Consider the following 12,484-nt stretch of genomic DNA (forward strand, 5'->3'; position numbering starts at 1 on the left):
GGTCCTGTCGGTGCCCCGTCCTACGGTGACGGCGTCCCCGGCTCCGGGGCGGAGCCGGGAGGTGGCGGGTGTACGAGTCCGACGGCGGGCTGGTGGTCAGCGCCGGTGACCTCACCGGCTTCCTGGCGTGCGAGCACCTGACCCGCCTGTCCCGCGAGGTCGCCCGCGGCGACCGCCCGCGGCCCACCGCGGTCGACCCGATGTCCCGGCTGGTGGCCGACCACGGCATCGCCCACGAGGCGCGGCACGTGCAGCGGCTGCGCGACCGCGGCCTGTCGGTGGTCGTGATCGCCCAGCCCGGGAGCGGCCGCGACCCGGCCGCCCTGCACCGCGCGCAGGCCGAGACGCTCGCGGCGATGCAGGCCGGTGCGGACGTCGTGCACCAGGCCACCTTCTACGGCAGCCGGGCCGCTGGGGTGACCTGGCGCGGGCACGCGGACTTCCTGCTCAAGCGGCCGGACCGGCCCGGGGCGCTGGGGTCCTGGTCCTACGACGTCGCCGACACCAAGCTGGCCCGGCGGATCAAGGTGCCGGCGATCCTGCAGATGGCGCTCTACGGCCGGCTCCTGACCGGGCTGCAGGGCGTGCCGCCCGAGCTGCTGACGGTGGTCACCGGCGACCAGCAGGAGCTGGTGTTCCGGTACGCCGACGCGGAGGCCTATGCCCGGGCGGCGGAGGAGCGGTTCCTGGCGCGGCTGGACGACCTCGCCCTGGCGCCGCCCTACCCGAACGCGCACTGCGGGGTCTGCCCCTGGCGCGAGACCTGCACCCAGCGGTGGGCCGCCGAGGACCACCTGTCCCGGGTGGCCTTCCTGCGTCGGGACCACGCCGGGGCGCTGGTGGCGGCGGGGATCGGCACGCTCACCGAGCTGGCCGGCCGCGGGCCCGACGACCTGCCCGACACCATCGGCCGCACCTCGCGCGAGCGGATCGCCCGGCAGGCGACCCTGCAGCACGCCGAGCGGGTCACCGGCGTCCCCGGCTACGACTTCCTGCCCCGGGTGCCTGGCCGCGGGTTCGAGCTGCTGCCCCCGCCCAGCAGCGGCGACGTCTTCTTCGACATCGAGGGCGACCCGTTCTCCGGCGACCACGGCCTGGAGTACCTGTGGGGCGTCCTCGACCGGGCCGGGGAGTACCGCTCCTTCTGGGGCTGCACCGCCGCCGAGGAGCAGGGCGGGTTCGAGCAGCTGGTCGACCACCTCACCGCCGTGCTGGCCGCCGACCCCGACGCGCACGTCTACCACTACGCGCCCTACGAGCCGGCCCGCCTCAAGGCCTTGTCGGCCCGGTTCGGCAGCCGCCAGGCCGCGGTCGACCGGCTGCTGCGCGGCGGTGCCCTCGTCGACCTCTACGCGGTGGTGCGGCAGGGCCTGCAGATCAGCAAGGAGTCCTACTCGATCAAGAAGGTCGAGGACTTCTACCGCGGGCACACCCGCCCGGTCGGCGAGGCGGTCTCCGACGCCGGGGCCAGCATCATCGCCTTCGAGCAGTGGCAGCAGACCGGCGAGCAACGCCTGCTGGACGAGATCGAGGACTACAACCGGGACGACTGCGTCTCCACCCGGCAGCTGCTGGACTGGCTGGAGGGACGCCGGGCCGAGCTGGTCGCCGCCGGGGTCCCGCTGGGCCGCCCGGTCGACGCCGACCCCGACCCCAGCCCGGCCGCGGTGGCCGCCGAGGCGGCCCGGGAGGCCCTGGTGCAGCGGCTGCTGGCCGGGGTGCCCGAGCAGCCGGCCGACCGGTCCGCCGAGCAGCAGGCGGTCTGGCTGCTGGCCCAGCAGCTGGGCTGGCACGCCCGGGAGTCCCGGTCGGAGTGGTGGGAGCACTTCCGGATCCGCGACCTGACCCCGGCCGAGCTCGAGCGGGAGACGGCGGCCCTCGGGGCGCTGGAGGCGCCGGTCCTGCTGGGGGTCGCCGAGGGCCGGGTGCACGTGGCCCACCGGTTCCCGCCGCAGGAGACCAAGCTGGCGCCGGGGCAGAAGGTCGAGCAGGGGCCGCCGGGCGCCGACGGCCGCACGGTCATCGCCGAGGTGGTCGCCCTGGACGGCGCGACCGGCGAGCTGGTGCTGTCCCGCCCGGTGGACCGCGCCGGTGACCACGCCGAGGGCCTGCTGCCCCGGGGGCCGATCGCCGCCCGGAACCAGCAGGCGGCGCTGCTGGCGCTGGGCACCGCGGTGGCCGACGGCGGGCTGGCCGGTCCGGAGGTGCCCACCGCGGCCGCCGACCTGCTCGCCCGTCGGCCGCCCCGGTTGCGGCCGGGCACCCCGCTGCAGCTGGCCGGCGAGACGGCGGCCGACCGCCCCCGCCGGCTCGTGGCCGCGCTGGACGGCGGCGTGCTGGCCGTGCAGGGCCCGCCCGGGGCGCGCAAGACCTACGCCGGGGCCCGGGCGGTGCTCGACCTGGTGGCGGCCGGGCGGCGGGTGGCCATCACCGCCAACAGCCACAAGGTCGTCGGCAACCTGCTCGACGGCGTGCTGCGGGCGGCCGGCGAGGCTGGGGTGCCGCTGCGCGCGGTGCAGAAGGCACCGGCCGGGCAGCGGTGCGCGTCGCCGGCGGTCCTGGGCACCGACGACAACGCCACGGTCGTGGACCTGCTGGACGCCGGCGAGGTGGACGTGGTGGCCGGCAGCACCTGGCTGCTCACCCGGCCCGACCTGGCGGCCCGGCTCGACGTGCTGGTCGTCGACGAGGCGGGGCAGCTGTCCCTGGCCGACACCCTCGCGGTCTCCCGCTGCGCGGCGAACCTGGTGCTGCTGGGCGACCCGCAGCAGCTGCGCCAGCCCGGCCGGGGCATCCACCCCGACGGCGCCGACGTCTCCGCGCTCCAGCACGTGATCGGCGCCGACGACGTGCTGCCCGCCGACCGCGGGGTGTTCCTGGACCGGTCGTGGCGGATGGCGCCGGCGCTGTGCGGGGTGGTGTCCGAGCTGTCCTACGACGGGCAGCTGCGGCCGGCGCCCACCACCGCCGGCAACCGGATCGACCTCCCCGCCCGGTGGGCCGCCCCCGCGGGGATCGGCTGGGTCCCGGTGGTGCACGAGGGCAACGGGTCGGCCTCCGGCGAGGAGGCCGCGGTGGTGGTGGAGCTGGTCGCCGACCTGCTCGGCCGGGCCTGGCGCGACCCGGGCGGCGACCGGGTGGTCGGGCAGGGCGACGTGCTGGTGGTGACCCCCTACAACGCCCAGGTCAACCGGATCCGCTCGGCGATGGCCGCGGCGGGCCTCGGTCAGGTGGAGGTCGGCACGGTGGACAAGTTCCAGGGCCGGGAGGCCGCCGTCTCGGTGTTCAGCCTGGCCGCCTCCAGCGGGGCGCACGTGCCGCGGCGGCTGGACTTCCTGCTCGACCGGCACCGGCTGAACGTCGCGCTGTCCCGGGCCAAGACGGTGGCCTACCTGGTCGGCAGCCCCGCACTGCTCACCTCGCCGGTGCACACGCCGGAGCAGCTGAGGCTGGTGAACGGCCTCTGCCGGCTCGTCGAGCACGCCATCGGTCGTCACGGAGCGGCACCACGGGTGGGTGAAGGGACAGATGTGACCACGGTCGGTCACGAAGTGGACACATCTCTGGTGCCGAGTCCATCTCTGCCGATAGGTTCTCGTCACGGTTCGCCGACAGGTCACGGCGAACGGGCACAGGGGGTGGGCGGATCATGACGAAGCAGAACGAGCCGGCCTCGGTGGTCGCCGCCCGCCAGCTCGCCCACGAGGCGCACGAGGCCCGGCGCGACTCGGGACGCACTCGCACCGGCGCCCGCCGGCTGGCCTCCGCCCGCGCACTGCGCGACGCCGTCCGCGGGGCCCGCGAGCTGACCGGGGCCTCGGCCGGCTCCTGATCCAGCCGCTCACCCCTCGCGGGAGGTGAGCGGCGACCGGCGGGAGAGACCACCGGTCGCCGATCACCGGACCCCCCACAGAGGTCCCGCCACCGATCTCGTGGTCCGGCAGCACTCGGGGTTCGGAGTGTCCCTCCGATGCGGTTCACCCCCTGGACCACCGCCATGGTTAGGCTAGCCTCACCAGACGTCGACCTGGGGAGCGAGCATGACCACGGCCACCGAGACCCTGCAGCCGGTCTACCGGTTCTTCCGCACCACCCTGGCGCGCAGCGAGCGGCTGTCGCCGAGCTTCCTGCGGGTGACGTTCACCGGCCCCGACCTCGACGGCTTCGGCCTCGGCGGGGCCGACCAGCGGTTCAAGCTGCTCATCGCCCAGCCCGGCCGGCCCTTCGACGAGCTGCTGGCCATCACCGGCCCGGACTGGTACCCGGCCTGGTGCGCGATGCCCGACGAGGCCCGGCCGCACATGCGCACCTACACGGTGCGGGCGTTCCGGCCCGCCGCCGGACCGGGTGCGCAGGCCGAGCTGGACGTCGACGTGGTGCTGCACGGGATCGGCGCCGACGGCACCCCCGGCGAGGGCGCCGGCCCGGCCGCGGCGTGGGCCGCGCAGGCGGTGCCCGGCGACGAGATGGTCTTCCTGGGCCCCGACCGCCCCGGCACCGGCCGCATGTGGGGCGTGGAGTGGGCGCCCCCCGTCGAGGCCGACACCATCTTCCTGGCCGGTGACGAGACCGCCGTGCCGGCCATCGCCGCGATCGTGGAGGCGCTGCCGGGGGACCAGCGGGTGGTCGCCGTGCTGGAGGTGCCCGAGGCCGCGGACTTCCTGCAGCTGCAGCTGCCGCCCGGCGTGGACGTCCGGTGGCTGGCCCGCGGCGGCCGCCCGCGCGGCGAGCTGATGGAGGCCGCCGTGCACTCCGCGCTGCGCGAGCTCGGCATCGCCCGGGACACGCCGGGCGCCGACCCGGAGGCCGCGGAGTCCGCCGCCGACGGCGACGCGATGGTGTGGGAGGTGCCCGAGGCCGGCGCGCACACCAGCTGCTACGCCTGGCTCGCCGGGGAGGCCGCAGTGGTCAAGCAGCTGCGCCGCCGGCTGGTCCGCGACCTGGGCGTGCCCCGCGACGCGGTGGCGTTCATGGGCTACTGGCGGGTCGGCGCCCGAGCCCTGGGGTGAACCTGCTGGTCGACGTCGCGAACGTGGTCGGTTCCCGGCCCGACGGCTGGTGGCGGGACCGGGCAGGCGCGACCTCTCGGCTGCTAGACCGCCTCGCACTGCTCGACGACGAGGTGGTCGCGGTGGTGGAGGGCCGGGCGCGCGACGTCGCGGAGGTGCCCGGCGTCCGGCTGGTCCGGGCGACCGGCAGCGGCGACGACGCCCTCGTGGCCGAGGCCGCCGGGCTGCCCGGCCCGCTGGGGGTGGTCACCGCCGACCGCGGCCTGCGCGCCCGGCTGCCGGCCGGGGCCACCGTGCACGGCCCCGGCTGGCTGCTCGACCGGTTGGACGCCCTCGCCTGAGGTCCCCGCGGTCAGACGGAGGTGAGGACCGGGCGGGGACGGGTGCGGCCGGGGAGCGTGGCGGCCAGCGCCAGGGCGAGGGCGACGCCGTCCTCGATCACGGCGGCCTGCCAGTCCGGCACCCGCGCGCCGGCCCAGCGCCGCCAGCCCAGGCCACCGAACGACCCGGCGGCCGCACCGACGAGACCGGCCAGGATCGGCACGGCGGCGTTCATGTCCTGCCGCGCGGACAGCGCACCGGCACCGGCCGCCGCCGAGGCGAACCGCAGCGGCAGGCCCTGGGCGCTGGGCCGCTCCGGGGCCGCCGCCAGCTTGTCGGCGTACAGCTCACCGCCGATCGCGGACAGCGCGCCGATCTTCCGGACGGCGCCGCCGGCCGGGTTGGTCAGCGCCGGGGCGCCCATGCCCAGGGAGCTGCGGCAGCCGGTGGCCACGCCCAGCAGCAGCGAGCGCACGGTCAGCCCGCCCGACGCCTTCCGCCGCGCCTGGTCCCCGGTCACGGGGATGGCCTCGACGACGGCCTGCACCGCGGCGCCGTAGGCCAGGTGCGGGACGGCGTCGGACACCCAGTCCCGGCCGGTCCAGTCGCGGGGGTCGCCGACGCCCAGCGCCGTCGTCGTCCCGTCGGTGAGCGCCATCGCGGCCGCACCCGTCGCGACGGCGCCGACGGCCGAGGGCAGCCGGACGCCGGAGCTACGGGCGAGGCTGGCGAGCACGCCGACGGCCACGCCGTTGCCGATGCCGGCCAGTGCGCCCAGGGCGGTGCGGCGGTTGTCCCGCACGCTGCGCTTGCCCGGGGTCTGCTGACCGGGGGCGTCGGCGAGGGCGGCGACGGTCTGGTCGGGCGTGCTGCTGGCGGCGCGACCGCGCACGGCCATGTCGAGGTAGGTGACGGCGTTGAGGACGGTGGTGCCGGCCGCACCGGCGGCCAACCCCCGTGAGAAGGACCCGGTCATGGACCGACCCTGGGTCCTGCGCTCGCCCGCGGCAACCGGTGGGCCGGGTCACGTGCGGACCATCACGGCTCCGACCTGGGCGTTTCGCAGGACAGGGACAGGCTCGGCTGGCACCGTGGGGGCGCGGCGCCGGGGAGGGGCCGGCTGACCCAGCGCAGGGGGGCCGCGAGGCGCGCGGCTGGAGCGCGCGGTGTCGTGGGCGNCCGCCACCCGCGCCCCCACTCCTCTGCGAGGTCCCCCCGTGTCCGCACCCTTCTTCCTGCGTGCCCGCGAACCGGTCGGCCGGTTCGTCCGCGGCGCCACCGGCCGCGCTCCGCAGCCCTCCCTCGGCCGGCTCCGGGCCGCCGTCGCCGCCCTGTTCGCCCTGGACGGGTTCGTCTTCGGCACCTGGGCCGCCCGGGTCCCCGACGTCAGCGCCCAGGTCGGCGCCGACCACACCGCCCTCGGCGCCGCACTGCTCTGCCTGTCCCTCGGCGCCCTGGCCTGCATGCAGCTGACCGGGGCGCTCGCCGCCCGGCTGGGCCCCGGTCTGGTCGCCGCGGTGGCCGCCGTCGCGGTCTGCGCCGCGGCGGTGCTGCCCGGCCTGGCGACGTCGGTGCCGCAGCTGTGCGCCGCGCTGCTGGCCTTCGGCGCGGCCACCGGCATGGTCAACGTGGCCGCCAACAGCGTCGGCGTCCAGGTCGAGGCGCGGGCCGGGCGTCCGCTGCTGTCCGGTCTGCACGCCGCGTTCAGCTTCGGCGGGCTGGGCGGCGCCCTGCTCGGCGGTGTCGCGGCCACGGTGCTCGACGTCCCGGCGCACCTGGTGGTCGTGGCCGGCGCCGGGCTGCTGCTCACCGCCGTCCTGGTGCCGACCCTGGTCGGTGCCGACGCCGCCGTCGTGCAGCCGGTCCCGGTTGCGGCCCAGGTGCCGCGGCGCAGCCCGACCGCGGCGCTGGTGGTGCTGGGCTGCATCGCCGGCGCCACCGCCTACGGCGAGGGCGCGCTGACCGACTGGGGTGCCCTGCACCTGCGCGAGGACCTCGGCGCCACCTCCGGGCTGGCCGCCGCCGGCTACGCCGGGTTCGCGCTGACGATGGCCTGCGGCCGGCTGGCCGGCGGTGCGCTGGTGGCCCGGCTCGGCGAGCGCCGGCTGCTGGTCGGCGGCACGCTGCTGGCCGCCGCCGGGGCGCTGCTGGCGGTGACGACGTCGTCGGTGCCGGTCGCGCTGGCCGGCTTCGGCGTGGTCGGGCTGGGCCTGGCCAACGTGTTCCCGCTGGCCGTGGCCCGAGCCGGCGCGCTCGGCGGCTCCCGGGGCATCGCCACCTCGACGACGGTCGGCTACACCGGCCTGCTCGGCGGTCCGCCGGCGATCGGGTTCCTGGCCACGCACGCCGGGCTGCCGGTCGCGCTGGGCACGGTCGCGCTGCTCGCCGTCGTCGCCGCGGTGCTGGTCGCCCTCCTGGACGGCGACCGGGTGCGGGTGCCGGCCCTGCCGCCCCTGGATCTCTCCCGGCTGGACCTGGCGCCGGTGCACCGTGCCGCCGGCGACCTCCGGATCCTCGCCGTCGCCTGACCCCGTCCGGGGTGTCCGCGGATCCCTGGGGGTGTCCGGGGATCGCGTTCCCCGGACACCCCCGGGAATCCGCCGACACCCCGCCCGGCGGGCGGCAGGATGCCGGGATGGAACGCGTCCTGGGCATCGGTGGGTACTTCGTGCGCGCGGCCGACCCGGGGGCGCTGAACGCCTGGTACCGGGACCACCTCGGCATCGGCCTGGACCCGGACGCGCCGTGGGAGCAGCAGGCCGGGCCGACGGTGTTCTCCGGCTTCGACGCCGACACCGACTACTTCGGCTCGCCCGCCCAGCAGGTGATGCTCAACTTCCGGGTCCGCGACCTGGACGCGATGCTCGACCAGCTGCGGGCCGCCGGCGCTGACGTCTCCGACGACGTGCAGGACCAGGACGGCGTCGGGCGCTTCGGCTGGGTCACCGACCCCGAGGGCAACCGGGTGGAGCTCTGGCAGCCGTCGTGAGCGAAGCCCCGTGACCCGTCCCCGCGACCGCTTGACACCGGTTGGCTAATACCCTTAGCCTTCAGCTAACAACATTAGCTATGGAGGACGAGATGACCGAGTACCTGACCGTCGCGGACGGCACGCTGGCCTACGAGGTGACCGGGACGACCGGCCCGCTGATCGTCCTCGCCCACGGCATGGGCGACAGCCGCGCGGCCTACCGCTTCCTCGTCCCGCAGCTCGTCGCGGCGGGTTACCGGGTCGCCAACACCGACCTGCGTGGCTGCGGGGAGTCCACCGCGGTGTGGCCCTCCTACACCCGCACCGACATCGCCGGGGACCTGCTCGCCCTGGTCCGGCACCTGGGCGGCCCCGCCGTGCTGGTCGGCCACTCCATCTCCGGTGGGGCGGTCACCGTCGCGGCGGCGCAGGCGCCGGAGCTGGTCACCGCTCTGGTCGAGCTGACGCCGTTCACCCGCAAGCAGGCCGTCTCGCTGGGGAGCCTGCGCTCGTCCCGGTTCCGCCGCGGCATGCGGCACCTGGTCCTCATGGGCGTGCTGGGCAGCGCCAACCAGTGGCGCAAGTACCTCGAGGTCGCCTACCCCGGCGCCCGGCCGGCCGACTGGACGCAGCGGCTCGAGCAGATGGACGCCGAGCTGGCCGAGCCGGGCCGGATGAAGGCGCTGCAGAAGATGGGCACCACCGCGGCCACCGACGCCGGCGCCGCGCTGCCCGACGTCCGCTGCCCGGTGCTGGTCGTGCAGGGCACGCTGGACCCCGACTGGGCCTCGCCGCAGGCCGAGGGCGAGGCCATCCTCGCCGAGCTGCCCGACGGCATCGGCCGGCTGACGATGATCGAGGGCGCCGGGCACTACCCGCACGCGCAGTTCCCCGACGAGGTGGCCGCCGCCGTCCTGCCGTTCCTCGAGTCCGTCGGTGCCTAGGGCCGGGCTGGACCCAGCCGCGGTCGTCGCGGCCGGTGCGGCGCTGGCCGACGAGATGGGCTTCGGCGCGCTGACCATGGGCGGGCTGGCCGACCGGGTCGGCGTCCGGACGCCGTCGCTGTACAAGCACGTGGCCGGGCAGGAGGACCTGGTCCGCCGGATCGCCGCCCTCGCCCTCGAGGAGGCGGCGCAGGCGGTGGGCACCGCGATCCAGGGGCTGTCCGGGCGCGACGCCCTCGCCGCGGCGGCCCACGCCTTCCGGGCCTACGTGCTCACCCACCCGGGGCGGTACGCGGCGACGATCGGGATCGAGGCGACCGGACCGGACGACTCGATGGCGGTCGCGGCGTCCCGGGCGCTGGACTCCTTCCGCGCCGTCCTGCGCGGGTACGACCTCCCCGCCACCGACGAGGACCACGCGCTGCGGACGCTGCGCAGCGCGCTGCACGGCTACGCCACCCTGCAGTCCGCCCAGGGGTTCCGGTGGTCCGCGGACGTCGACGAGAGCTTCGAGTGGCTGGTCGACCTGCTCGACCGCGGCCTGCGGGGCAGCGCCGCACCGCGCTGACCCGCCCGTGCGCCGCCTACATTCGAGCCATGTCGTCCACCCGCAGGCCGTTGGACGAGCTCCGCGAGACCGTCGGTCGCCTGGGCGAGCAGCTGCCGCGGCCCGGCGGGCGCGGGGTGGACGAGCTGGTCAGCGACCTCTTCGGGGGTCGGTCGGCGCCGGCCCGGCCGCTGGCGGCCATCCAGGAGGACCTGGCTTCGCTGATCGGCCTGGAGGCGGTCAAGGAGCAGGTGCAGGCGCTGGTCGCGTTCCTGCAGGTGCAGGCCCGCCGCAAGCAGCACGGTCTGCCGGAGGCGGCGACGTCCCAGCACCTGGTGTTCCTGGGCAACCCGGGCACCGGCAAGACCACCGTGGCCCGGCTGCTGGCCGAGATGTACCGGGCGGTCGGCCTGCTGCAGAAGGGGCACCTGGTGGAGGTCGACCGGGCCGCGCTCGTCGGTCAGCACGTCGGGGCGACCGCGATCAAGACCGACCGGGTGGTCCGCTCGGCGTTGGACGGCGTGCTGTTCATCGACGAGGCCTACTCGCTGGCCCCGGAGGGCGACGGGCGCAACGACTTCGGCCCCGAGGCGATCGAGGTCCTGCTCAAGCGCATGGAGGACCACCGGCACCGCATGGTGGTGATCGTGGCCGGCTACCCCCGGCTGATGGAGGCCTTCCTGGCCTCCAACCCTGGCCTGCGCTCGCGGTTCGGCCGCGAGATCCGGTTCCCCGACTACTCGACCGCCGAGCTCGAGGCGATCTTCGTGAGCATCGTGGCCCAGCACGAGTACGTGCTGGAGCCCGGCGCCGAGACGACGCTGCGCGCCACCCTGGCCGGCATCCGGGCCGGTGAGGACACCGGCAACGCCCGTTTCGCCCGCACCCTGTTCGAGCAGTCGCTCAACCGGCAGGCGCTGCGGCTGACCCGCGACGGCAGCGCCGAGGACCTGGACCGCGCCGCGGTCACCACCCTCACCGCCGAGGACGTCGCGGAGGCCGCCCGCGCGCTGCTCGGCGAGCCGGTGTCCGCGCCGGAGCTGTCCCGCTGGCAGCGTTGGCTCGGGTAGCTCAGTCCTCCAGCAGCCAGACGGCGGTGTCGGCGGGGAGCGCGACGGTGCCGTGCGCGCTGCGCACGTGGGTCGACGAGGCCAGCAGGACGGTGCCGGCGTGCGGCACGAGGGCGGTGTCGGTGCCCATGTTGAGCACGCAGGTCACGGTCTCGTCGTCCCCGGCGCAGCGGACGGTGAGGACGTCGCCGCTGGTGCTCACCGTCGCCGTGCCCGAGCCCAGCGCCGGGTGCGCGGCGCGCAGGGCCAGCGCCCGGCGGTAGAGGGTGAGGGTGGAACCGCCGTCCCGCGTCTGGCGGGACACGGCGTGCTGCGCCCAGTCCGCGGGGATCGGCAGCCACGGGTCGGCGGCGCCGTCGGGGGAGAAGCCGACGCCGGCCGAGTCGTTCCACGGCATGGGGACCCGGCAGCCGTCGCGGCCGGCCCGGGCGCCGCCGCTGCGGTGGAAGATCGGGTCGAGCTTGGACTCGTCGGGGACGACGGCCTGCGGCAGGGCGAGCTCGTCGCCGGCGTAGAGGTAGGGCGAGCCGGGCAGCGACAGCATGAGCAGGGCCGCGGCGCGGGCGCGGGCGGTGCCCAGCGCGCCGCCGCCGAACCGGCTGACCTGGCGGTCCTTGTCGTGGTTGCCCAGCACCCAGGAGACCGGGGCGCCGACGGTGGCGAAGGCGTCCAGCGCGGTCTGCACGCCGTCGGCGAAGGCGGCGGCGTCCCAGCCGGACTTGATCAGCCGGAAGGAGAACGACTGGTGCAGCTCGTCGGGGCGGGAGTACAGCGCGACCTGCTCGAGGTCGGCCAGGCAGACCTCGCCGACGAGCATGGTGTCCGGGTACTCGTCGCAGATCGACCGCCAGCGGCGCCAGACGTCGTGCACCTCGGGCTGGTTCCAGGTCATCGCCTGCTCGGGGCCGTGGCCGAAGAGGGTGGGGGAGTAGGTGCCGGGGTTGTCGCGCAGCCCGGCGTCCTTGACCAGGCCGTAGGCGACGTCGACCCGGAAGCCGGAGACGCCGCGGTCCAGCCAGAACCGCAGGGTGGCGTCGAAGTCCTCGCCGACGGCGGGGTCGCGCCAGTTGAGGTCGGGCTGCTCGGGGGCGAACAGGTGCAGGTACCAGCGACCGTCGGGGGTGCGTGACCAGGCAGGTCCGCCGAACAGCGACTGCCAGTTGTTCGGCGGCTGCTCCGAGGCCGGGGCGAAGTGGTACCGGGACGCCTCGGGGGCGTCGGGGTCGGCGAGGGCGGCCCGGAACCAGGCGTGCTGGTCGGAGGTGTGGTTGGGGACGACGTCCAGGATCACCTTGAGCCCGAGCGCGCGGGCGTCGGCGATGAGCGCCTCGAGGTCGGCCAGGTCGCCGTAGTCGGGGTCGACGGCGCGGTAGTCGACGATGTCGTAGCCGCCGTCCGCACCGCCGGAGGGGTAGTGCGGGTTGATCCACAGCGCGTCGACGCCGAGCCAGACCAGGTAGGGCAGCCGCGAGCGCAGGCCGGCCAGGTCACCGATGCCGTCGCCGTCCGAGTCGGCGAACGAGCGCAGGTACACCTGGTAGACCACGGCCGAGCGCCACCACTCCTGGGTGGGCGCGGGCGCGGCAGGGGACGGCAGCGCTGCCAACCGGGTTGCCATGACT

General features: G+C 76.1%; 11 protein-coding genes. 9 read left to right on the top strand and 2 right to left on the bottom strand.

Annotated features, from left to right (window positions below; genetic code table 11):
* Positions 1–68 precede the first annotated feature (68 nt).
* The 4 genes from LFA75_RS19550 (at position 69) to LFA75_RS19565 (ending at position 5,350) form a co-directional block, all read left to right on the top strand.
* Positions 69–3,653, top strand: coding sequence for a TM0106 family RecB-like putative nuclease (locus LFA75_RS19550; RefSeq protein ID WP_225235261.1), 3,585 nt, complete (start codon positions 69–71; stop codon positions 3,651–3,653).
* Positions 3,650–3,832 carry a hypothetical protein gene (locus LFA75_RS19555; RefSeq protein ID WP_225235262.1) on the top strand — a complete coding sequence of 61 codons (183 nt, stop codon included), beginning with the start codon at positions 3,650–3,652 and terminating at the stop codon, positions 3,830–3,832. The genes LFA75_RS19550 and LFA75_RS19555 overlap by 4 nt, the downstream gene beginning before the upstream one ends.
* 208 nt (positions 3,833–4,040) lie before the next feature.
* Entirely contained in the window at positions 4,041–5,009 is a 969-nt protein-coding gene (locus LFA75_RS19560; protein ID WP_225235263.1) for a siderophore-interacting protein, read from the top strand.
* Positions 5,006–5,350, top strand: a complete 345-nt coding sequence (locus LFA75_RS19565) for a hypothetical protein (protein ID WP_225235264.1) — start codon at positions 5,006–5,008, stop codon at positions 5,348–5,350. Before LFA75_RS19560 ends, LFA75_RS19565 begins: the two co-directional genes overlap by 4 nt.
* Positions 5,351–5,361: 11 nt before the next feature.
* Here LFA75_RS19565 and LFA75_RS19570 read toward each other — a convergent pair whose 3' ends face one another.
* Positions 5,362–6,306, bottom strand: a complete 945-nt coding sequence (locus LFA75_RS19570) for a hypothetical protein (RefSeq protein WP_225235265.1) — start codon at positions 6,304–6,306, stop codon at positions 5,362–5,364.
* A gap of 241 nt (positions 6,307–6,547) precedes the next feature.
* Between LFA75_RS19570 and LFA75_RS19575 the strand changes: the two genes are divergently transcribed.
* The 5 genes from LFA75_RS19575 to LFA75_RS19595 all read left to right on the top strand — a co-directional run bounded on the left by LFA75_RS19575 (position 6,548) and on the right by LFA75_RS19595 (position 10,862).
* Complete coding sequence (locus LFA75_RS19575; protein WP_225235266.1) at positions 6,548–7,858, top strand: MFS transporter; 1,311 nt, start codon at positions 6,548–6,550, stop codon at positions 7,856–7,858.
* A gap of 107 nt (positions 7,859–7,965) precedes the next feature.
* The gene (locus tag LFA75_RS19580; RefSeq protein ID WP_225235267.1) at positions 7,966–8,319 is read left to right on the top strand and encodes a VOC family protein; all 354 of its coding nucleotides are present in this window, start codon (positions 7,966–7,968) and stop codon (positions 8,317–8,319) included.
* Positions 8,320–8,411: 92 nt separating this feature from the next.
* Positions 8,412–9,245, top strand: a complete 834-nt coding sequence (locus LFA75_RS19585) for an alpha/beta fold hydrolase (RefSeq protein ID WP_225235268.1) — start codon at positions 8,412–8,414, stop codon at positions 9,243–9,245.
* A complete protein-coding gene (locus LFA75_RS19590) occupies positions 9,238–9,813 on the top strand; it encodes a TetR/AcrR family transcriptional regulator (RefSeq protein WP_225235269.1) in 576 nt (191 codons plus the stop codon). Before LFA75_RS19585 ends, LFA75_RS19590 begins: the two co-directional genes overlap by 8 nt.
* Before the next feature lie 29 nt (positions 9,814–9,842).
* Positions 9,843–10,862, top strand: coding sequence for an AAA family ATPase (locus LFA75_RS19595; RefSeq protein WP_225235270.1), 1,020 nt, complete (start codon positions 9,843–9,845; stop codon positions 10,860–10,862).
* 1 nt (position 10,863) lies between these two features.
* Here the strand turns inward: LFA75_RS19595 and LFA75_RS19600 are convergent, their stop codons facing one another.
* Positions 10,864–12,480: a glycoside hydrolase family 13 protein gene (locus tag LFA75_RS19600; protein ID WP_225235271.1), complete on the bottom strand. Its 1,617-nt coding sequence runs from the start codon at positions 12,478–12,480 to the stop codon at positions 10,864–10,866.
* Positions 12,481–12,484: the final 4 nt, after the last annotated feature.

Source organism: Klenkia terrae (genome assembly GCF_900491935.1).
GTDB lineage: Bacteria > Actinomycetota > Actinomycetes > Mycobacteriales > Geodermatophilaceae > Klenkia > Klenkia terrae.

Excerpts from the sequence above, each read along its gene's own strand:
- LFA75_RS19560 (WP_225235263.1), top strand. The coding sequence starts at position 4,041 with ATGACCACGGCCACCGAGACCCTGCAGCCGGTCTACCGGTTCTTCCGC.
- LFA75_RS19595 (WP_225235270.1), top strand. The coding sequence starts at position 9,843 with ATGTCGTCCACCCGCAGGCCGTTGGACGAGCTCCGCGAGACCGTCGGT.
- LFA75_RS19555 (WP_225235262.1), top strand. The coding sequence starts at position 3,650 with ATGACGAAGCAGAACGAGCCGGCCTCGGTGGTCGCCGCCCGCCAGCTC.
- LFA75_RS19580 (WP_225235267.1), top strand. The coding sequence starts at position 7,966 with ATGGAACGCGTCCTGGGCATCGGTGGGTACTTCGTGCGCGCGGCCGAC.
- LFA75_RS19600 (WP_225235271.1), bottom strand. The coding sequence starts at position 12,480 with ATGGCAACCCGGTTGGCAGCGCTGCCGTCCCCTGCCGCGCCCGCGCCC.
- LFA75_RS19585 (WP_225235268.1), top strand. The coding sequence starts at position 8,412 with ATGACCGAGTACCTGACCGTCGCGGACGGCACGCTGGCCTACGAGGTG.
- LFA75_RS19570 (WP_225235265.1), bottom strand. The coding sequence starts at position 6,306 with ATGACCGGGTCCTTCTCACGGGGGTTGGCCGCCGGTGCGGCCGGCACC.